16 protein-coding genes are annotated in these 19,505 nt (G+C 65.9%); 9 read left to right on the top strand and 7 right to left on the bottom strand.

Annotation, left to right across the window (positions count from 1 at the left end):
* Positions 1-7 precede the first annotated feature (7 nt).
* Entirely contained in the window at positions 8-1,150 is a 1,143-nt protein-coding gene (locus tag AC56DV_RS32270) for an endo-1,4-beta-xylanase (protein WP_496318284.1), read from the bottom strand.
* Between the two features lie 119 nt (positions 1,151-1,269).
* On the opposite strand from AC56DV_RS32270, the gene AC56DV_RS32265 reads away from it, so the two are divergent.
* From AC56DV_RS32265 to AC56DV_RS32255, 3 genes are all read left to right on the top strand, one after another.
* Positions 1,270-2,328, top strand: coding sequence for a LacI family DNA-binding transcriptional regulator (locus tag AC56DV_RS32265; protein ID WP_496318283.1), 1,059 nt, complete (start codon positions 1,270-1,272; stop codon positions 2,326-2,328).
* Between the two features lie 167 nt (positions 2,329-2,495).
* On the top strand, positions 2,496-5,207 hold the full coding sequence (gene galB, locus AC56DV_RS32260) for a beta-galactosidase GalB (RefSeq protein ID WP_496318282.1): 2,712 nt from the start codon (positions 2,496-2,498) through the stop codon (positions 5,205-5,207).
* Between the two features lie 319 nt (positions 5,208-5,526).
* Complete coding sequence (locus AC56DV_RS32255; protein ID WP_496318281.1) at positions 5,527-8,649, top strand: TonB-dependent receptor; 3,123 nt, start codon at positions 5,527-5,529, stop codon at positions 8,647-8,649.
* Between the two features lie 481 nt (positions 8,650-9,130).
* Here AC56DV_RS32255 and AC56DV_RS32250 read toward each other — a convergent pair whose 3' ends face one another.
* From AC56DV_RS32250 to AC56DV_RS32230, 5 genes are all read right to left on the bottom strand, one after another.
* Positions 9,131-10,579 (bottom strand): Dyp-type peroxidase, encoded by a 1,449-nt coding sequence (locus AC56DV_RS32250; RefSeq protein ID WP_496318280.1) that lies wholly within the window; start codon positions 10,577-10,579, stop codon positions 9,131-9,133.
* A 40-nt stretch (positions 10,580-10,619) separates the two neighbouring features.
* Positions 10,620-11,081 carry a hypothetical protein gene (locus tag AC56DV_RS32245; RefSeq protein WP_496318279.1) on the bottom strand — a complete coding sequence of 154 codons (462 nt, stop codon included), beginning with the start codon at positions 11,079-11,081 and terminating at the stop codon, positions 10,620-10,622.
* A 119-nt stretch (positions 11,082-11,200) separates the two neighbouring features.
* On the bottom strand, positions 11,201-12,214 hold the full coding sequence (locus AC56DV_RS32240) for a glycoside hydrolase family 43 protein (protein ID WP_496318278.1): 1,014 nt from the start codon (positions 12,212-12,214) through the stop codon (positions 11,201-11,203).
* 44 nt (positions 12,215-12,258) lie between these two features.
* Positions 12,259-13,746, bottom strand: a complete 1,488-nt coding sequence (locus AC56DV_RS32235; protein WP_496318277.1) for an MFS transporter — start codon at positions 13,744-13,746, stop codon at positions 12,259-12,261.
* A gap of 190 nt (positions 13,747-13,936) precedes the next feature.
* Complete coding sequence (locus AC56DV_RS32230; protein ID WP_496318276.1) at positions 13,937-14,095, bottom strand: hypothetical protein; 159 nt, start codon at positions 14,093-14,095, stop codon at positions 13,937-13,939.
* A 239-nt stretch (positions 14,096-14,334) separates the two neighbouring features.
* Here AC56DV_RS32230 and AC56DV_RS32225 point away from each other — a divergent pair, with 239 nt between their 5' ends.
* From AC56DV_RS32225 to AC56DV_RS32200, 6 genes are all read left to right on the top strand, one after another.
* Positions 14,335-14,517 carry a hypothetical protein gene (locus tag AC56DV_RS32225; RefSeq protein ID WP_496318275.1) on the top strand — a complete coding sequence of 61 codons (183 nt, stop codon included), beginning with the start codon at positions 14,335-14,337 and terminating at the stop codon, positions 14,515-14,517.
* Between the two features lie 121 nt (positions 14,518-14,638).
* Positions 14,639-15,238, top strand: coding sequence for a LysE family translocator (locus AC56DV_RS32220; RefSeq protein ID WP_496318274.1), 600 nt, complete (start codon positions 14,639-14,641; stop codon positions 15,236-15,238).
* An 88-nt stretch (positions 15,239-15,326) separates the two neighbouring features.
* Positions 15,327-15,737, top strand: coding sequence for a hypothetical protein (locus AC56DV_RS32215; RefSeq protein WP_496318273.1), 411 nt, complete (start codon positions 15,327-15,329; stop codon positions 15,735-15,737).
* Positions 15,738-15,759: 22 nt separating this feature from the next.
* The gene (locus AC56DV_RS32210; protein ID WP_496318272.1) at positions 15,760-16,323 is read left to right on the top strand and encodes a DUF1003 domain-containing protein; all 564 of its coding nucleotides are present in this window, start codon (positions 15,760-15,762) and stop codon (positions 16,321-16,323) included.
* Positions 16,324-16,434: 111 nt separating this feature from the next.
* A complete protein-coding gene (locus AC56DV_RS32205) occupies positions 16,435-16,893 on the top strand; it encodes a (2Fe-2S)-binding protein (protein WP_496318271.1) in 459 nt (152 codons plus the stop codon).
* 5 nt (positions 16,894-16,898) lie between these two features.
* Positions 16,899-19,085, top strand: coding sequence for a xanthine dehydrogenase family protein molybdopterin-binding subunit (locus tag AC56DV_RS32200; protein WP_496318270.1), 2,187 nt, complete (start codon positions 16,899-16,901; stop codon positions 19,083-19,085).
* Between the two features lie 7 nt (positions 19,086-19,092).
* Here the strand turns inward: AC56DV_RS32200 and AC56DV_RS32195 are convergent, their stop codons facing one another.
* The gene (locus AC56DV_RS32195) at positions 19,093-19,500 is read right to left on the bottom strand and encodes a hypothetical protein (protein WP_496318269.1); all 408 of its coding nucleotides are present in this window, start codon (positions 19,498-19,500) and stop codon (positions 19,093-19,095) included.
* Positions 19,501-19,505: the final 5 nt, after the last annotated feature.

Below are 19,505 nucleotides of genomic sequence, written 5' to 3'. Positions count from 1 at the left end.
GCTGGCGTCAGGCGGCGCGCTGCGGCATGTCGCGCAGCGACTTGGCGATGGCTTGGCGCAGCGGCTTGGCGCGCAGTTGGTCGTCGTAAGGGGCGGGGCGCTGCGCCTTGCCGTCGGGACGCGCGGCTTCCTTCCAGGTCTGCAGCCAGTTCACGTGGTCGGCCATGCCCCACAGGAGGAAGTCGCGGCAGCGCGGATAGCTCAGCGTCAGGTCCAGGTAGTCGCGCGCCAGGGCGGCCACGCCCGCGTCGCGCTTGGCGAAATCGACCGGCAGCTTGCGGTCGTTCACGTCGAACTCGGTGATCAGCAAGTCGTAGCCCATGCCGGTCACCTCGTCCAGGAACTTGCGCCATTCGCTGCCGGCCGCCGTGTCGGCAGGCGGCAGCGAATCGCCGATGTGGCTTTGCAGGCCGAGCGCATGCACCGGCGTGCCGCGTGCGCGCAGGTCCGCCAGCAGCTTGAGCACGCCCGCGCGGTGCTTGGCGCTGCCCGCGCCGGGATTCATGTAGTCGTTGTAGACCAGCTGCGCGTGCGGCGCATGCTCGCGCGCCAGGCGGAAGGCCAGGTCGATTTCGTCCAGTGCGCCCAGGCGCTGGCTGAATACATTTTCGATCAGCGCGCCGGTGGCCGGATCGACCGCCTCGTTCACCACGTCGTAGCTGACGATGTCCTTGCCGAAGTGGCCGCACACGGCCTTGATATGCTCGCCCAGCAGGCGCTCGGCAGCCTGCTTGGGCTGCGCGCCGAAGTCGTAGGCGTTGACCCAGTCCGGCAGCCATTTCGGCGATTGCCAGATCAGCGTGTGGCCGCGTATGGCCATGCCTTCCTTCCTGGCCCAGGCGAACATCTCGTCCGGCACCGCGAACTGGTGCGGGCCGGGACGCGGCTGCAGCGCTGGCCATTTGGTTTCGTTCTCGGCTACGATCATGTTGCACTCGCGCGCCATCAGCTGGCGGTAGGCCGGGCCGCCGACCTTGCCAAGCGCATTACCGAAGCGCATGCCCTTCCGCGCTGCGATGTCTTTCAGGGGCTCGCTGGCCGGCGGTGCGGCCGATGCGGCGGCCGATGCCGCAGCCAATGCGGTCGATGGCAGCAGCAGGGCGCCGGCGGCGGCGCCGAGCAGGTGCAGGGTGTTGCGTCGCGTAGTCATGTGTCTCCTTTGTGGAATTTTATAATGGCAGTTGGGGTATTTGGTGGTGAATGATAGCGCAATCTATTCTATTTCGGCATATCATGTTATATCAACCATTTTCGCGGAAAACAGCTCGAATGCAGACAGATCCCAAGCGCAGTCCGAATATGATCGACGTGGCCAGGCTGGCCGGCGTGTCGCCCATGACGGTGTCGCGCGTGATGAACGGCAAAGACATCGTGCGGGGCAGCACCCGCAAAAAGGTGGCCGAGGCGGTGGCGGCGCTGAACTACGCGCCCAATCCCGAAGCGCGCACCATCGCCGGCCTGAAGCCGATACGCGTGGGTTTCCTGTACAGCAAACCGAGCGGTGCCTACCTGGCGGAATTCCTGCTTGGGCTGCTCAACCAGGCCAGCCTGAATAACGTGCAGCTGCTGGTGGAGCAGTGCGGGGAGGGCAAGGAGGCCCTGACGCAGGCGCAGCGCCTGCTCGACAGCAACCTGGATGGCATCATCCTGCCGCCGCCGCTGTGCGACCGCGCTCCCATTGTCGACCTGGCGGCCGATTCCGGGGTGCCGCTGGTGGTGGTTGCCTGCGGCCAGCCCGACAGCCGGGCCAGCGCCGTCAGCATCGACGAGCATGGCGCCGCCTACGAGATGACGCGCCACCTGATCGAACTGGGGCACGAGCGCATCGGCTTCGTGATGGGCAACCCGGCCCAGTCCTGCAGCGCGCTGCGGCTGGCGGGCTACCAGGCCGCGCTGCGCGATTTCGGCGGCCAGCTGGCGACGGAACTGGTGGTGCCCGGCCTGTTCAATTACCGTTCCGGCCTGGATGCGGCCGAGCAGCTGCTGGCGCTGAGCGACCGCCCGACCGCGATTTTCGCCAGCAACGACGACATGGCGGCGGCGGTGGTGGCGGTGGCGCACCGGCTGCGGCTGGACGTGCCGGGCGACCTGACCGTGACCGGCTTCGACGATACCGCGCTGGCCATGACCATCTGGCCGGCGCTGACCACCGTGCGCCAGCCGACTGCGGCCATGGCGGAAGCGGCGGTGCAGTGCCTGGTGCGCCAGGTGCAGGCGCAGCGCAGCCGGCAGCCCAGCCCCACGGAGCAGCTGTCGATCGGCTTCACGCTGATCCGCCGCCAGTCCGACGCGCCGCCGCGCATCCGCCCGCCCGCGCGCGCTTATTGAAAAAGCTGTCTTGACAAGCCGCATCGTAAAGGAATAGACTGAAATGGTTGCGCTATCTTTTTCCTGTTATCCCATTCATTTGGGTGGTCGCGTAACTCATAAGGTCTTTTCGCCGGTGCCATTCGTGGCCCCGGCGATTTTTTTTAATACGGACTAAAAGCGAGACAATGAATCCTATTCCAAACTATCGGGCGCTTGGCCGCCTGATGCTGTGCGCGGGCATGGCGGGCGCATTGGTCGCCGGCCCGGCCGCCACTGCGGCTGCGGCGCCGGCCCAGCGCGAGCGCGTGCTGATCAACGCCGACTGGCGCTTCCAGATGGGCGACCCGGCCGGCACCTCGGACTCGCTGCGCTACGACGTGCGGCCCGAGGTGAAAGTCAGCGAGGACGGCAAGGCGGCGGACGCGGTGCCGGATGCCGCCGTCATGGCCGGCGCGGCGCAAGTGCCGGTGCTCAAGCCATGGATACTCCCGACCGGCAACGCCTTCATCCGCGACCCGGCGCGCCGCCACCAGCGGCCCGCGCAGGAGCCCAAGCTGGACGTGGCCTACCTGAAGACCGGCTACGACGACAGCGCCTGGAAGCGCGTGAACCTGCCGCACGACTGGGCCATCGCCGGGCCGTTCCTGGAGCAGGGACCGTACGGCGGCGTGGGCCGCCTGCCCAGCTGGGGCATAGGCTGGTACCGCAAGCAGCTCGCCATTCCCGCCTCCGACAAGGGCCGCTCCATCTTCCTCGACGTGGAAGGCGCCATGTCCTACGCGTCGGTCTGGCTGAACGGCAAACTGGTGGGCGGCTGGCCTTACGGCTACAACTCCTGGCGCGTGGACCTCACGCCCTATGTGGTGCCGGGCGGCGCCAACACGCTGGCGATCCGCCTCGACAACCCGCCGGAATCGTCGCGCTGGTATCCGGGCGGCGGCATCTACCGCAACGTGTGGCTGACCAAGGCCAACCCGGTGCACGTGGGCCAGTGGGGCACGCACGTGAAGACCGCCAAGGTCAGCAAGGCGTCCGCCGAAGTGTCGCTGGACGTGGCGGTGGATAACGACTCCGGCGCCGCAGCCAATGTGGAAGTGGCCACCGCCATCTACAACCTGGACGAGAATGGCGTGAAGACGGGCGGCGTGGTCGCCTCCATCGCTCCCGCGCGCATGCAGCTGGCGGCGGGCGCCAGCGGCACGGCCAGCGGCGCGGTGGTCATCGCCAACCCGCGCCTGTGGGGACCGCCGCCGACGCAGCGCCCGAACCGCTACGTGGCCGTGACCACGGTGAAGCGCGACGGCGCCGTGGTGGACAGCTACGAGACCAGATTCGGCGTGCGCGAAGTGCGTATGGACCCCGACAAGGGCATGTTCGTCAACGGCGAGCATATCCCGTTCAAAGGCGTGAACAACCACCACGACCTGGGCGCGCTGGGCGCCGCCTTCAACGTGCGCGCAGCCGAGCGCCAGCTGGAAATCCTGGTCGAGATGGGCACCAATGCGCTGCGCATGAGCCACAATCCGCCCGCGCCCGGGCTGCTGGAACTGACCGACCGCATGGGCATCGTCGTCATCGACGAAGTGTTCGATGTATGGGAGCGCAAGAAGACCGCGCTGGACACCCACCTGATTTTCCCCGACTGGCACGAGCAGGACCTGCGCTCCATGCTGCGGCGCGACCGCAACCACCCGTCGGTGGTGATCTGGAGCATAGGCAACGAGGTGGGCGAGCAGTATTCCGGCGAGGCCGGCGCCGCCATCGGCCGCAGGCTGCACGCCATCGTGCGCGAGGAAGACCCCAGCCGTCCGACCATGACGGCCATGAACTTCGCCCGCGCGGACATGCCGCTGCCCATCACGGTGGACATGATCAGCGTGAACTACCAGGGCGCCGGCATCCGCACCAATCCGGGCCGCTTCCCTGAGTTCCGCGCGCGCTTCCCGGACAAGGTGATCTTCAGCAGCGAAAGCGCGTCCGCGCTGAGCAGCCGCGGCGAGTACCAGTTCCCGGTGACCGGCGCGCTCACCTCGCCGGTACGTCCGGACGCGGGCGGCGACTGGGCCACGCGCCAGGTCAGCGCCTATGAATTGTACGCGGCCGATTTCGGCACCTCGGCGGACCGTTCCTGGGCTGCGCAGGACCAGTATCCCTTCGTGGCGGGCGAATTCGTCTGGTCCGGCTGGGACTACCTGGGCGAGCCGACGCCGTTCTACTCGTCGCGCAGCTCCTACTCCGGCATGATCGACCTGGCCGGCTTCAAGAAGGACCGCTTCTACCTGTACCAGGCGCGCTGGAGGCCCGAGCTGCCGCTGGCGCACATCCTGCCGCACTGGACCTGGCCCGGCCGCGAAGGCAAGGTGACGCCGGTGCACGTGTTCACGTCCGGCGACGAGGCCGAGCTGTTCGTCAACGGCAAGAGCCAGGGCCGCAAGAAGCGCACCGAGTTCGAATACCGCCTGCGCTGGGACCTGGTGACGTACGAGCCGGGCGAGGTGAAAGTGGTGGCCTACAAGCAGGGCAAGGAGTGGACCACATCCACCGTGCGCACCGTGGGCAGCGCCGCGAAGCTGGACCTGGCGCCGGACCGCAAGCAGATTGCCGCCGACGGCCTGGACCTGTCCTTCATCACCTTGCGCGTGGCGGACCGGGACGGCAACACCGCGCCGATGGCGAAGAACCCGGTCAAGTTCAGCATCGAAGGCCCTGGCGAGATCGTGGCCACCGACAACGGCGACCCGACCAGCTTCGTGCCGTTCCCGTCGGCCGAGCGGCCGGCCTTCAACGGACTGGCGCTGGTGATCGTGCGCGGCAAGCCGGGCCAGCGCGGCGCCATCACCGTGCGTGCCGAATCGCCGTCGCTGCAGGGCGCGTCGGTCACGCTGCAAGCGCGTTAATTAAGTCGTTTCGTGTCCATGTAACAACGCACGGACAGGATGTTGTTGACGCAGCGTTGCTGAAAAGGTCACAATCAAATGGTAGCGCTATTCATTTGAATATCTCTACCATTGAATTTTAACGAAGGAGGCTAACCGTACCAGACCGCGCGAAGAGCGTTTGCGCAACCAACAATTTGCTTTTCCTGACATAAGAAGATTGCTGCGCCGCATGGCGCAGACAACCAAGGCACAAGAGGCCACAACAGAGGAGACAAGTATGACCAAGCAACTGGGAGGCGCCGTCCGGCGCTTTGGCTCGGGGGGAGAGGTGTTTGTAATGACCGTCCTCGCGGGTTTGATTTCCACCGCATACGCCCAGACCGAGCCGGCCGCAGCACAGGCCACCACGCCGGCAACCACGCAATCCACCAACACCGAAGCCATCGCCAAATCGCCTGCCGACAAGGCCGTGGTCACCGTCAGCGGCTTCCGCAGCTCGCTCGGCCTGTCCGCGATGGAAAAGCGCGACAACATCGGCCTGAGCGACACCGTGTTCTCCGAGGACATGGGCAAATTCCCCGACCCCAACATCGCCGACGCGCTGGCCCGCGTGCCGGGCGTGACCGTGCGCCGCGCCGAGATCGACGGCGAAGGCCTGAACATCTCCATCCGCGGCATGGGCCCGGCCTTCACGCGCGTGCTGCTGAACAACGCGCCGATGGCGTCGGCGTCGGCCGGCAGCTGGGGCGGCTCCATCAGCGCCAACCGCGAAGTGGACATGGACTTCCTGCCGTCCGAACTGTTCCGCAGCGCCAGCGTGTACAAGAGCCAGCAGGCCAGCCTGATCGAGGGCGGCATCGCCGGCACGGTCAACATGCGCAGCGTGCGCCCGTTCGACAAATCCGGCTTCCGCTCCGCCTTCACCCTGAGCGGCAACTACCGCGAGCAAAACAGCAAGACCGGCCACACCGGCTCGGCCCTGGTCAGCAACACCTGGAACGACAGCCGCTTCGGCAAGTTCGGCGCGCTGGCCGGTATCGCATGGGGCAATACCGAATACAAGACCGACGGCTTCCAGACCGTGGACATGCGCAACCTGCAGCTGAAGGGCTTCCAGGCCACCGCCGCGGACAAGCCGAACAGCACCGGCGGCGGCTCGCAGTCCACCCCGGACACCGTGCCGTCCGGCCTGGCGCTGGACGCCTTGCCCGCCTACGCGCGCTCCATCCTGGTGCCGGGCAAGCAGATCGACCGCGCCATGCTGCTGGCGCTGAACCCCGGCGCCACCATCCAGCAGATCGACAACGGCCTGATGGGCCGCCTGGGCCGCCACCTGGTGTACGAGGGCGAGCGCAAGCGCGCCGGTGAAGTCATCAGCCTGCAATGGCAGCCGAACGACAAGTGGGACATCTACCTGGACACGCTGTTCGCCCAGAAGAACAACAAGATGACCTACGAGGCGATGAACGCCGGCACCCGCGCCAACACCGTGATCCCGATCGGCATGGAGTTCGACCGCAGCGACTGCACCATCGGCTGCACCATCACCAAGGCCACCTTCGCCAACACCTTCTGGTCGCTGGAATACCGGCCGATGGAAGAGAAGACCAAGTTCCGCAGCATTAACCCGGGCTTCGAGTTCCGTCCGGCCGACAAGTGGGTCATCGACGCGCACTTCAACGCCACCAACAGCACCTTCTTCCGCGACATGCCGACCGTGCTGCTGGCCACGCGCTCGCCGAACTCCGTCATCAACTACGACAACACGGTGCCGGGCCGCGCGCCGGTCTACAGCGGCAACCTGGACGTGAACGACCCGGCCAACTTCGGCTGGTACCAGGCCGGCCAGGGCCTGTCCGGCCTGCGCATGGACCTGTACGAGCGCAACAACAAGACCAAGGGTTCGCGCCTGAACGTCAACTGGGGCGACAGCGACTTCAGCATCAAGGCCGGCGGTTCCTGGGACGACATCGAGCGCCGCTACCGCAGCTACTCGGTGGCCGACGCGTGGATGAACGTCGCCTGCGGCAACAACATGAGCTACCGCTTCTTCCAGCCCAACACCCAGATCCGCACGCCGGGCTGCGACGGCCGCAGCACGCCGGGCGCGGTCACCGACGTGGCCACCGCCTATCCAGGCTACGGCACCGGCTCCACCGCCGGCGCCGCGCCGCTGACCTATCTGGGTTCGGTGGTGCCCAATTCCGCCGTCACCGGCTACGCCAAGCCGTCCGGCAACGGCTTCATCACGCTGGACTGGCCGAAGTTCGCGCAAGCGACGGACTACCAGTACTTCCGCGACAACATCAAGAAGGGCTTCCAGAACGGCAGCGGCGGCTACATCCGCGAAGTGGTGAGCGCAGCCTATGTTGAAACCACCGGCCGCACCCAGCTGTTCGGCAGCACGCTGCGCTACAACGCCGGCGTGCGCTATGCCGAAACCAAGCAGACCATCGGCGCGCTGAGCGTGGGCGCAGACCCGCGCAACGCCACCTTGCAGAACGGCGGCCTGTACGACAACATCGGCGTCTGGGCCTACGAGTCCACCAAGTACGGCAACGCGCTGCCGTCGGGCACGCTGGCCTACAACATCACGCCCAAGCTGATCCTGCGCGCCTCCGGCTCCAAGTCCATGACCCGCGCCAGCCCGGCCGACCTGCGCCAGACCCAGCTCACGCTGGGCGACCAGGGCGCGCGCCAGGGCAGCGTCACCAATCCCAAGCTCAAGCCGTTCGAAGCGGAGAACCTGGACGTGGGCCTGGAGTACTACATGACGCGCGAATCCTACGTGTCGGCCAGCGGCTTCGCCAAGGACATCATCAGCCGTCCGGGCCAGCGCATCACCACCTACTCGCTGGCGCAGCTGGACCAGATGTTCGGCACCATCGGCCTGACGGACGCGCAGCAGCAGTCGGTGACCGCCAGCGGCGGCCGCGACAAGCACCTGGTGGAGATCACCGAGCCGTTCAACATCGACACCAAGCTCAAAGTGCGCGGCGTGGAGCTGACCTGGCAGCAGCCGCTGGACATGCTGCCGGTGAAAGGCTTCGGCTTGACGGCCAACTTCACCTACGCCAAGCAGACCGACTCCGCGAAGAACGCGCCGCCGGTGGCCGGCGTGCCGCCGCGCACCAACAACCTGACGCTGTACTACGAGCGCAACGGCCTGAACGTCCGTGTCGCGCGCCAGTACACGGCGGCGCACGTGGTCAACACCAGCACCGGCCTGAACGTGCCGGGCGGCGCCTACGCGTACACCACCGAACGCGCGCAGGTGGATGCCTCGGTCGGCATGAACCTGAAGCAGATGTTCAACTTCCGCTACAACACCGACCTCACGTTCAGCGTCTGGAACGCCAACAAGGCCATCAGCCAGACCTACACGCAGTTCAGCAACGCCATCTTCGACGAGTACAAGCCGGGCGCCAGCTACACGCTGTCGCTGCGCACCTCGTTCTGACGTAGCGCCAGCACCACCGCGCGCCCCGGCCCGGCAGATGCTCCTGCCGGGTTTTCCTTTGCTGGGGTTCAGTCCCTGGTTTGGAGCAGTTCCTTAGTTGTGATCAGTTCCCTTAATTGGGGTCAGTTCCGGCATCGCGTCACGGGCTGAACCGTGCCTGCGCCAGATCAACATGCTACAGCTGCAATGCTGTTAGCGCGCTGACACTGGGCGAATACCAGCAGCAATACCCGGACCGCGATCACGCGATGGCGATGGCGTACTTCTCAACCGTATTCACCATGACGCAGATTGGCAGCTTCTTTCAGGTTTCCCTGAGAACAGTGTGCCGCGCTGTAGAAAAGTTCGAGCGCGAAAGAAACTTGGCGTGATGCCGGAACTGACCCCGCATATAAAAGTTCGAGCGCGAAAGAAACTTGGCGCGATGGCGGAACTGACCCCACATATAGGAACGGCCCCCGCATACCCACCTCGTGCTAAGTTAGCGCGGCACTTCCCCGGCATCGTCCGCGCCCGCAAGGTAGCGCAGGCCCGTGATGCTGGGGAAGAAGCAATACACGCCTCCCCGGGTAACGATGCTGCGCTCGAAATGCTGCAGCCTGGTGTTGCCGCTGCCCTTGGGCCCAAGGCCGGGCAGGGTGAAGGAACTCGTCTCCGGGTCGTTCACGCCCAGGAATACATCCTCCCCGCTGATGTTGAACACGGCATTGCCGGCGCTGGCGCCGCCCGGCCCGGTCGCGGCCTTGACGAATTTTGAGCTGTCGTTCCATTCCGACATCAGGAATTCGAACTGGTTGAAGATGCTCGCGTTGATGAAATAGCCGACCAGGCCGCGCGCTTCGGCCACCGGCGCCGCCGGGTCGTACTCGCTGCCGTAGGGCATGGCGCGGCGCACGATGCGGTGGTTGGCGGCCGAGGTGCCGATCACCGCCGCGTCGCGCGGATTGTTGCGCCGGATGTGCGAGCCGATCGGGCATTTCAGGCCCAGGGTGTCGTCCTTGTCCGGGTCTGCGTTGTCGATGTACTGGAAGCGGTTCAGCTGGTCATCCGGCAGCACCGGGCCGGCCTGCTCGGGCGTAAGCTCGAGCGGATTGCCGTTGCGCCAGCGGCCGCAGAACTTGGCGGCTACCATCTCGCGGCTGAGCCCCGAGCTCTCCGCATAGCGCGTCAGCATGGCTTCGAAACCCGGCACGTCCTGCTCCAGGATGCGGAAGGCGGCATAGCTGCCGTTGGCCGACAGCTGCGGCGGCTGCACGCTGTACACGCCGCCGATGGCGTTTTCATAGCCCAGCAGGATTTCCCCGGTCTTGACCATGTTGAGCGGGTCCGGTTCCTGATGCTTGCGGGACGGCAAACCTTGCACGTCGGGCTGGGCAATGCTGTCGCGGTAGCCGAAATGGACGCGGTTGTCTGGCAGCGCGCGGCCGTCGTGCGCATACAGTTCGCGCCAGCCGGAGGCGAAGGCTTTGCGCAGGCGCGCCGAGAGCGCCTGCATGACTTCGTCCGATTCGCTGACCCACAGGCTGAGCAGCGCATGCAACTGCCCGGCCCGGGTTGCCGCGCCCAGGCCGCCGAGCCAATGCTCCGGCGCGCTGTCGCCCACGTCGCCCACGGCGCCGGTGCTTTCCGGGTCGGCCGCACCGCGCTGGAAGGCCTGGTCGAAGGTGGCCAGCTGGGCTGCCGTCAGCCCCAGTTGCGCCAGGCCGGGGGCGGTAAAGCTGAGGTTCATGAAATAGGGCGGCTTGCTGTCGGGGCGCCGTGCCGTGGTAATGCGCGGCAGGCCATCGCTGCCGTCCAGCAGGGCAGCAATGGTCCGGCGCGCCTGCGCGGCGTCCGTGATGCTCAGGAAGAAATGGCGGGCCATGTCGACGCGGTAGCCGCGCAGGATAGTCCCTTGGACGTCGTCGAAATCGATCGTGGTATCGGCCATGCTGTCTCTCCTGGTGCGGCTGGCGCCGGATTTGCCGGGTTTAGGCGGAAGCGAGGATGTCCTGAACGGTCAAGTCCGGGTAGGCCTGGTACAAGCCGGTGTTGGGCAGGTGCTGGGCCGCGTCGTTGAGCGTGATGAAGGCCTGGAAGGCGTTGAGATTGTTGGCCACCGGCGTGATCGCCGCACCGCCGACGACAAACTTGAGCAAGGCGTCGAACGCCGGGCCGAGCTGGGCCACGAAGTCCGAAATGTATTTGTTGAAGCTGCCGTCGTACTCGGTGATCACGCCGATCACCAGGGTGTCGGAGGCCACTGTGGGATCGCCGGCCGGCAGCAGGTTGGGCTGCGAGCGGTCCAGCAGCGTGAAGCGGGCGTAATGCACGGTGCCGATGCTGGTCAGCGCATTATTGATGGGGCCCTGGTATTCCGCCAGCGTGGCTGCCAGCGTGGTGAGGTTGGTGCCGGGCAGTACCGGCATCATGAAGCAGAGTGGGTTGGCCATGATACGGTCCTCATTCGTGGTTGTCGGGTAACCGAAGCTACGCCTAAGGACCGTCATTGTCAAAAATGAATTTTCTTTGTTGTAATAATTACACTATAGCAACATGCAAGCGGCTGGCCTCAAGGGTAGGGCGAGATGGTGACGATCTTGCCGTCTTCGTCGTAGTGCAGCTCGGTCATCTTGACCGAGCGCAGGTGGGTCACGCCGTCGGACAGGCTGCTGTCGTGGTAGAACAGGTACCAGCGGCCTTCGAACTCGCAGATCGAGTGGTGCGTGGTCCAGCCTATCACCGGCGTGAGGATGCGGCCCTGGTAGGTGAACGGGCCGTACGGGCTGTCGCCGGTGGCGTAGCACAGGAAGTGCGTGTCGCCGGTGGAGTAGGAGAAGTAGTACTTGCCTTTGTACTTGTGCATCCACGGGCCCTCGAAGTAGCGGCGGTCGTGGTCTTCCGCCAGCAGTTCCTTGCCGTTTTCGTCCAGGATGACCACCGCGCGCGGCGCTTCGGCGAACTGCTTCATGTCGCCGCCCAGGCGGGCCACGCGCGCCTGCAGCGCGGGCTGGCCGTCGGCCGGTTCTTCGTTTGCCGCGCCGTAGACGTTGTCGCGGTATTTCTGCAGCTGGCCGCCCCAGATACCGCCGAAGTACATATAGTGCTCGCCGCCGTCTTCGAACACGGCCGGGTCGATCGAGTAGCTGCCTTCGATCGGCGCCGCTTCGGGCACGAAGGGGCCGGCCGGGTCGTCGCCGACGGCCACGCCGATCTGGAAGATGCCGTCGGCCTTCTTGGCCGGGAAGTAGAGGTAGTACTTGCCGTCCTTGACGGCGGCGTCCGGCGCCCACATCTGGCGCGCCGCCCAGGGCACGTCGTTCACGTGCAGGGCCACGCCGTGGTCCACCGTCTCGGCGCCGGGGCGCTCCATCGACAGCACGCGGTAGTCTTCCATGGCGAAGTGGTCGCCGTTGTCGTTGAAGGCGATGCCGGCTTCGATGTCGTGCGAAGGGTAGACGTAGAGGCGGCCGTTGAATACGTGGGCCGACGGGTCGGCCGTGTAGATGTGCTCAACCAGTGGCTGCGAGATGGCGCGCGCCTTCAGTTGCTGCAGCTCGTCCTGCTTCAATTCCTGTTCTGGCATTTCTGTTACCTAAGTTGTAGTGGATCGGTTTTTCGTGGTCCGGTTCAGCGCTGGGCGGCGGCGCGGCGCAGGCCCAGTTCCTGTTCGATGGTGCGCTCGGTGGACTTGCGGATGTCGTAGAACACCAGGCTGGCCACGCCGAGCAGGAAGGGAATCGAGGCGTAGATGCTGACCGAGAGCTTGATGCCGATGGCCACGGTCTCCGGCTGCACCGCCAGCAGCGCGTCGTAGCCGATCATCGACAGCAGCGCGGCCACCAGCGCGCTGCCGATGCTCAGGCCCGCTTTCAGGCCGAAGATCATGGCCGAGAACAGCAGCGCGGTGGCGCGGCGGTTGTTTTTCCATTCGGAGTAGTCGGCCACGTCGGCGATCATGGCCCACAGCAGCGGGATGGTGATGCCGTAGAAGAAGCCGTGCAGGGTCTGGGACACGAACACCAGGCCGATCGAGCTGGGCGCATAGAAGTAGAACCCCAGCATGAACAGGGTGGACACCAGCAGCGCCGCGCCGAACACGTCGCGCTTGCCGAAGCGGTCGGCCAGCGGCTTGGAGAAGCCGATGCCGATGATCATCATCAGGATGCCGGCGGCGTTGAACAGGCTGAAGCCGGAGGTGGCGGCGTCTTCCGGCCACTGGAACTTGGTCAGGCCGACGCTGGTGAGCACCGAATTCAGGCCGTTGATGAAGCCGACGAAGCCCACGTCGCGCAGGAAGGCCGCCAGCGACGCCTCGTCCAGATAGGTCTTGAAGTAGAAGATGTACATGCCGCCCTTCAGGGCCAGCGTGATGAACACCAGGATGGTCAGCACCAGCATCACCACCCATGGGCGGTTGCCGAGCAGGTCGACGATGTCCTGCTTGATGCTGGAGCGCTGCTCGGCGGTGGGCACGATGCGCTCCCTGGTGGTGAAGAAGGTGACCAGGAAGCACAGGGTGCCGGCCACGGCGAAGATGATCATGGTGTTCTGGAAGCCCTGCACCTTGTCGCCGCCGCCCAGGATCAGCACCAGCGGCAGCAGCAGCACCTGGATGATGAACTGCGCCACCATCACGGCCACGAAGCGGAAGGCCGACAGGCTGTTGCGCTGCTCCATGCTGCCGGTGAGCACGCCGCTCAGGGCGGAGTAGGGCAGGTTGTTGGCCGAGTAGATCAGCATCAGCAGCACGTAGGTGAGCGTGGCGTAGATGACTTTGCCTTGCGCGCCGAGGTCGGGCACGCTGAAGGCGAGGATGGCGACCAGGCCGAAGGGCACCGAGGTCCACAGGATCCAGGGACGGAACTTGCCCCAGCGCGTGACGGTGCGGTCGGCGATCAGGCCCATGATGGGGTTGAAGCAGGCGCCCACCAGGCCGCCGGCGAAGATGATGCTGGCGGCCGCGTTGGGGGAAATCTTCGCCACGTCGGTGTAGAAGAAGGCGATGAAGGTCAGCAGGGTCTGGAAGATCAGGTTGGCAGCCAGGTCGCCCAGGCTATAGCCGATTTTCTCCAGCGTCCCCAGTTTCGCGGTGGAGCTGTCTGCGGTGCTTGTCATGTCGTCTCGTATTTATCGTTATCAGTGCGCAATCCGAAATGAATAGCGCTACCATTTTGCGATGTTGAACCATTTGACGGAACTCGTCAACTGTGGCGGTGCACGAAACGGGCGGGACTTGGGGGATTTGCTGCGGAGGGAAGTGCGGAAGCGGGCAGCCGGGAGCTGCCCGCCATTGCCGGCGCGATGCTCAGGCTGGCGGATAGCCGTCCATGTAAGGACGGCCCATGCGCTCGATGATCTTGCGCAGCTTGGCCCGCAGGAAACGGGTCCAGAGGCGTACGTCGGAGGGCGATGGACCGTAGCTGACCTGGCTCACGCCGTAGGGAGGGTAGGGCGGGAAGTTCATGCTGTTTCTCCTGCATTGAGTGTCGATGGACTCATGATAGTGCGGTGCAACATATAAATCCAATTGCAAATATCGATGGCTGACATTCGATCTGTGAATGCCACGTGAAAGGCGCCCGGCCAAGCGATAGATATCCGTATTGATATCGCCTATAAGAAATAATGAATTGGTAAGTTATGCGCTGGCCTCCTAAGATGAAATCCGCAATGTGGGCGGTTTGTTTGGATCAGGAGACAAAGATGGGACAGCAGCAACAGCCGAGCAAAGAACAGATTCGGCAATACATGGAAGCGCGGCAGGCACAGCAGTGTCCGCCGCCGTCGATGCCGGAGATCCGGCGCCAGCTGGGCTGGGGCCTGGTTGCGGCGAACCAGGGAGAGGAAATCGCCTATTGCGAGCTGGTGCTGCGCGGCACGGAGTGAGGCGCAGCCGGGCGTTGTATTGGCCGGACGGCCATTACAGTTAAGTGGACTTTACGGTAAAGTGTATCGGTACTGTATTGGTTGGCTGGGCTAGCATGGGATACTTAATAAGGAGAATCCCATGGACTTGCTGCTGCCGCTGGCCCCGTTGATGACGTTTGCCTTCGTTTCCTCCATCACGCCCGGCCCCAACAACATCATGCTGGCCTCGTCCGGCATCTGGTTCGGCTTCCGCCGTTCCATTCCGCACATGCTGGGCATCACCAGCGGCTTCGGGGTGCTGCTGGCGATTTGCGCGGTGGGCATCGGTACGCTGGTGATGGCGGTGCCCGCCATGCAGACCCTGCTGAAGGTGGCCGGTTCCGCCTATCTGCTGTATCTCGCCTGGCAGATGCGCGCCATGAGTTTCGACCGCGAGGCCGAGCAGGCGCACCGGCCCATGAGTTTCCTGGGCGCGGCCCTGTTCCAGTTCGCCAATCCGAAAGCGTGGATCATGGCCATCACCGGCGGCTCGGCCTTCCTGCCGCAGATGGCGCCGGTGTCGCTGGCGATCGCCGTGTACTGCCTGGTGTTCTGCGCGGTGAACCTGCCGTGCATCTCGCTGTGGGCCGGCGCCGGCGCCTTGCTGCGCCGCTTCCTGGCCGATCCGTTCTGGCAAAAGGCGTTCTGCTTCACCATGATTGCGCTGACGGCGTATTCCGCGCTGGCGGTGTGGCTGTAATGCAGACTGTGCGCCTCTGAGGGCTAGCGTACAGAATGGCAGCGGTCCCAGCGCTACTCTGAGCCATCACTTTGGTAAGGAGGACGAGATGGAGTCCAATACTAATCGCTATCCCGCGCCGGCCGTGCTGGCGGCCGCGCTGGCGCTGGGCAGTTCCTGGGCCTGCGCGCAGGAGGCGGAGTACATTACCGGCGGGGTGGGCGCGGAGCAGCGCGAGGAAATGAAGGCGCAGCGGGAGCAGTACAACCTGCTGCTGACGTTTGCCGACCGCAACGGCGAGCTGCGGGCCGGCGTGGCTGTCACCGTGCGCGACCGGCGCGGGCGCACGGTGCTGGAGCTGCCCGATGCCGGCCCCATGGTGTATGCCAAGTTGCCGCCGGGCAGCTACCGTATCGTCGCCAACGTCGACGGCAGGCAGCAGGTGCGCTCCGCCAACGTAGGCCATGGCCCGCGGGAGGTGTCGTTCCACTGGGCGCCGGAGATGGCGAGCGCGCGCTAGGCGGACCGATATGAAAAAATCCATGCCTGCAGTTTCCCCATTGCCCACGCAGCCGCCCGCCGCCGAGCCTTCGCAAGTCGAGCTGGACGCCGCGTGCAAGCGGGTGGCCCGCCAACTGGCGGCGCGCCAGCACGTCTCGCGCAACCTGGCGCAAGAGGGCGATGAAAAGGCCACGCGCGGCCAGAAGGCGGCCGACGCGGTGGCGGCCTTCGGCGGTTCGTGGACCTTCATCGGCCTGTTCATGGCCACGCTGCTGGCCTGGGTGGTACTCAACTCCGTCATCCTGGTGCGGCATGGCAAGCCCTTCGACCCTTACCCCTACATCCTGCTGAACCTGTTCCTGTCCATGCTGGCCTCGGTGCAGGCGCCCATCATCCTGATGTCGCAGAACCGCCAGGCGCAGAAGGACAGGATGACCGTGGAGCACGATTACGAGGTGAACTTGAAGGCCGAGGTGGAGATTCTGCTGCTGCATGAAAAGCTGGACCAGCTGCGCGACGTGCAGTGGCGCGAACTGGTGGCCATGCAGCAAAAGCAGATCGACATGCTGACCAGGATGTGCGAACAGCGCGCTGCCGAGGAGTAACGTATGCTGGCAGGTCCGCCAAAAGGAAGAGACAGCTCATCATTGCTTTAGTTCTGCGGTGAATCGTCCAATAATGTTGTTTGCAAGCGAACAACAACCCGGGGGATGATGATGAGCTATCTAATCAATGTAAACGGCAAAAACCGGACCGCCGACGTGGACGGCGACACGCCGCTGCTGTGGGTGCTGCGCGACGTGTGGCAGATGACCGGCACCAAGTTCGGCTGCGGCATGGCGCTGTGCGGCGCCTGCACGGTGCACCTGAACGGGCAGGCGGTGCGCTCCTGCGTCACGCCCATCAGCAGCGTGGGCAAGGGCAAGGTCGTGACGATAGAGGCGGCCGGCGCCACCCCGGCGGGCAAGCGCATCCAGCAAGCCTGGGTGGCGCACGAGGTGCCGCAATGCGGCTACTGCCAGTCCGGCCAGATCATGTCGGCCACGGCGCTGCTGGCCGCCAATCCCAAGCCCAGCGACAGCGACATTGACCAGGCCATGTCAGGCAACGTATGCCGCTGCGGCACCTACGGCCGCATCCGCGCCGCCATCAAGACCGCCGCGCAGAAAGGATGACCGCCATGGACACCTCAGATCTGCGCAACGATAAGCATGCAACCGCACCGGCCCCGGCGCGGCGCGCCTTCCTGAAGACCGGCCTGGGCGCGGCCGGCGGCCTGGTGCTGTCGTTCTACCTGCCGTCCGCCGGCGCCGCGGCAAAGATGGCGCCCGCGCCCGGCCCCGCGTTCGCGCCCAACGCCTATTTGCGCATCGGCGCCGACAACAGCGTGACGGTGGTCTGCCCCTTCGTGGAAATGGGGCAGGGCGCTTACACGGCCATTCCCATGCTCCTGGCCGAGGAACTGGAAGTGGACCTGGCCAAAGTGCGCGTGGAGCACGCGCCGGCGGACGAAAAACTGTACGGCCACCCGCTGTTCGGCGCCCAGTTGACGGGCGCTTCCGCCAGTGTGCGCGGCGCGTGGGAGCCGATGCGCAAGGCCGGCGCTGCGGCGCGCATCATGCTGGTGTCGGCCGCCGCGTCCACCTGGGGCGTGGAGCCGGCCGGCTGCACGGCGGCGCAAGGCGCGGTGACGCACCAGGCCAGCGGCCGCAAGCTGTCCTACGGCGAACTGGCGGCCAAGGCGGCGACCATGCCGGCGCCGACTGAAGTGCCGCTCAAGCCCGCGTCGGCCTTCCGCCTGGTGGGCACGCCGGCCAAGCGGCTGGACGTTGCCGCCAAGGTGAACGGCACGGCCAAATTCGGCATCGACGCGCAGGTGCCGGGCATGAAGGTGGCGGCGGTGGCAGCCTGCCCGGTATTCGGCGGCAAGCTGGCGTCGGTGGACGACAGCAAGGCGCGCGCGGTCAAGGGCGTGCGCAAGGTGGTCAAGCTGGACGACGCGGTGGCGGTGATTGCCGACCACACCGGCGCCGCGCGCAAGGGGCTGGCCGCGCTGGCCATCACCTGGGACGAGGGGCCGAACGCCAAGTTCTCCGGCGCGGAATGGGAGCGCCAGCTGGAAGCGGCCATGAAGGGCAAGGGCCTGCTGGCGGTGAACGAGGGCGGCTACGGCAAGCTGGTGGAGGGCGGCGCGCGCCAGGTGGAGGCGGCCTATGTGATGCCCTTCCTGGCCCACGCCACCATGGAGCCGATGAACTGCACCGCGCACGTGCGCAAGGACGGCGTCGACATCTGGACCGGCACCCAGGCGGCGGGCCGCGCGCAGGCTTTCGTGGCCAAGGCGCTGAACGTGGACCCGGCCACGGTGCGCATCAATAACTTCCTGCTGGGCGGCGGCTTCGGGCGCAGGCTGGAGGTGGACTACATCGTGCAAGCGGCGCTGATCGCGCGCCAGGTGAATTTCCCGGTGAAGGTGGTGTGGAGCCGGGAGGAGGACATGCAGCACGACTATTTCCGCCCGCTGTACCGCGACGAGCTGGCCATGGCGCTGGACGCGCAGGGCAAGCCGGTCGGCTTCCGGCACCGCTTCGCCGGCTCGGCCATCGAGGCGCGCTACGCGCCGGCGTGGATGAAGGACGGCATCGACACGGACGCCATCGACGCCGCCGCCAGCCCTTACGACTTTGCCCACAAGGTGGTGGAGTTCCACCCGGTGGAGACGGCGGTGCCGACCGGCTTCTGGCGCGGCGTGGGCCCGACCCACAACACCTTCGTCATCGAAGGCTTCATGGATGAACTGGCGGCCGGCGCCAAGGCCGATCCGCTGGCCTACCGGCGCGCCGTGCTGGGCAAGGAGCCGCGCGCGCTGGCGGTGCTGGAACTGGCGGCGCAAAAGGCCGGCTGGGGCAAGACCATGGCGCCGGGCACCGGCATGGGGCTGGCGCTGGCGGTGGCCTGGGGCAGCTACGCCGCCTGCGTGGTGGAAGTGGCGGTGGCCGCAGGGGGCCAGGTCAGCCTGAAGCGGGTGGTGTCGGCCATCGACTGCGGCCAGGCGGTGAATACGGACGGGGTGATCGCGCAGATCGAGAGCGGCGCCGTGTACGGGCTGACGGCGGCCCTGTACGGCAAGCTGACGCTGGAGAACGGGCGCGTCATGCAGGGCAACTTCCACGACTATCCGGTGCTGCGCATGAACGAGGTGCCGCCCATCGAGGTGCACCTGGTGAAGAACGGCCTGGCGCCGGGCGGCGTGGGCGAGATCGGCTGCGCCATGGTGGCGCCGGCGCTGGTGAACGCGGTGTTCGCAGCCACCGGAAAACGCCTGCGCCGCCTGCCGGTGGAGGCGGAGCAGCTGAAGCAGGCGTGAAGAGGGATCAGTCGCGCGGGGCGGCCGGCAGTTGCGCCAGCACCTTGCGCAGGGCGCCGTGCGCCATGGCGACGTCGGGCGAATCGTGCAGCATGGCGTTGTAGCGCTGGCGGAAATCCTCGTCGGTGGCGGGCAGGGGGCCGACCAGGCCCTCGACCTCGGCGCGGAAGCGGCGTTCCAGGTCGACTACCAGGGCTTCCTCGTCGTCCAGGCATTCGTCCAGCGTGCTGATGACGCCGGACAGCTTTTGCAGCCACGCGAAGTGCGGGTGGCTGGTGACCAGCTGCAGGTGCTCGAGGGCGCTGCCCACGTTGCCGAAATACTGGGTTTCCACGTCCAGCAGCGCTTTGTGCAGCGTCCTGAGCGCGCGCGACAGGTGTTGCAGGTCGCTGCGCAGGGTTTTTCCTTCTATCATGTCCG

It is taken from the genome of Massilia sp. BGA-UO-ETr-WB1 (assembly GCF_059567845.1).
The sequence above is the reverse complement of the archived record's forward strand: the minus strand, read 5'-3'. Positions and strand labels throughout refer to the sequence as shown.

Excerpts from the sequence above, each read along its gene's own strand:
- AC56DV_RS32270 (WP_496318284.1), bottom strand. The coding sequence starts at position 1,150 with ATGACTACGCGACGCAACACCCTGCACCTGCTCGGCGCCGCCGCCGGC.
- AC56DV_RS32265 (WP_496318283.1), top strand. The coding sequence starts at position 1,270 with ATGCAGACAGATCCCAAGCGCAGTCCGAATATGATCGACGTGGCCAGG.
- galB (WP_496318282.1), top strand. The coding sequence starts at position 2,496 with ATGAATCCTATTCCAAACTATCGGGCGCTTGGCCGCCTGATGCTGTGC.
- AC56DV_RS32255 (WP_496318281.1), top strand. The coding sequence starts at position 5,527 with ATGACCGTCCTCGCGGGTTTGATTTCCACCGCATACGCCCAGACCGAG.
- AC56DV_RS32250 (WP_496318280.1), bottom strand. The coding sequence starts at position 10,579 with ATGGCCGATACCACGATCGATTTCGACGACGTCCAAGGGACTATCCTG.
- AC56DV_RS32245 (WP_496318279.1), bottom strand. The coding sequence starts at position 11,081 with ATGGCCAACCCACTCTGCTTCATGATGCCGGTACTGCCCGGCACCAAC.
- AC56DV_RS32240 (WP_496318278.1), bottom strand. The coding sequence starts at position 12,214 with ATGCCAGAACAGGAATTGAAGCAGGACGAGCTGCAGCAACTGAAGGCG.
- AC56DV_RS32235 (WP_496318277.1), bottom strand. The coding sequence starts at position 13,746 with ATGACAAGCACCGCAGACAGCTCCACCGCGAAACTGGGGACGCTGGAG.
- AC56DV_RS32230 (WP_496318276.1), bottom strand. The coding sequence starts at position 14,095 with ATGAACTTCCCGCCCTACCCTCCCTACGGCGTGAGCCAGGTCAGCTAC.
- AC56DV_RS32225 (WP_496318275.1), top strand. The coding sequence starts at position 14,335 with ATGGGACAGCAGCAACAGCCGAGCAAAGAACAGATTCGGCAATACATG.
- AC56DV_RS32220 (WP_496318274.1), top strand. The coding sequence starts at position 14,639 with ATGGACTTGCTGCTGCCGCTGGCCCCGTTGATGACGTTTGCCTTCGTT.
- AC56DV_RS32215 (WP_496318273.1), top strand. The coding sequence starts at position 15,327 with ATGGAGTCCAATACTAATCGCTATCCCGCGCCGGCCGTGCTGGCGGCC.
- AC56DV_RS32210 (WP_496318272.1), top strand. The coding sequence starts at position 15,760 with ATGCCTGCAGTTTCCCCATTGCCCACGCAGCCGCCCGCCGCCGAGCCT.
- AC56DV_RS32205 (WP_496318271.1), top strand. The coding sequence starts at position 16,435 with ATGAGCTATCTAATCAATGTAAACGGCAAAAACCGGACCGCCGACGTG.
- AC56DV_RS32200 (WP_496318270.1), top strand. The coding sequence starts at position 16,899 with ATGGACACCTCAGATCTGCGCAACGATAAGCATGCAACCGCACCGGCC.
- AC56DV_RS32195 (WP_496318269.1), bottom strand. The coding sequence starts at position 19,500 with ATGATAGAAGGAAAAACCCTGCGCAGCGACCTGCAACACCTGTCGCGC.